Source organism: Pseudoalteromonas aliena (assembly GCF_038155085.1).
Lineage (GTDB): Bacteria > Pseudomonadota > Gammaproteobacteria > Enterobacterales > Alteromonadaceae > Pseudoalteromonas > Pseudoalteromonas aliena_A.
This window is the reverse complement of sequence record NZ_JBAKAU010000245.1, coordinates 1-213: the sequence shown is the minus strand read 5'-3', so window position 1 is coordinate 213 and position 213 is coordinate 1. Positions and strand designations below refer to the sequence as shown.

Here is a 213-nt window from a genome sequence, read left to right as displayed (position 1 = left end):
GAACGCATTCCTGAGCGAGTAGTGCACGCTAGAGGCTATGGTGCAGACGGATATTTTGAAACTTACGACACGCTTGAAGATTTAACCTGTGCAGTTATTTTTCAGCGAAAAGGTGAAAAAACCCCAGTATTTACTCGTTTGTCTACAGTTTCGGGCAATAAATGGTCTACAGATTTAGCACGTGATGTACGTGGTTTTGCTGTGAAATTTTAT

At 41.3% G+C, this 213-nt stretch carries 1 protein-coding gene; it reads left to right on the top strand.

Annotated elements, in window-relative coordinates:
* Positions 1-213: catalase (locus tag V6260_RS19240; protein WP_341595623.1), on the top strand; the 213-nt coding region annotated here is incomplete at both ends.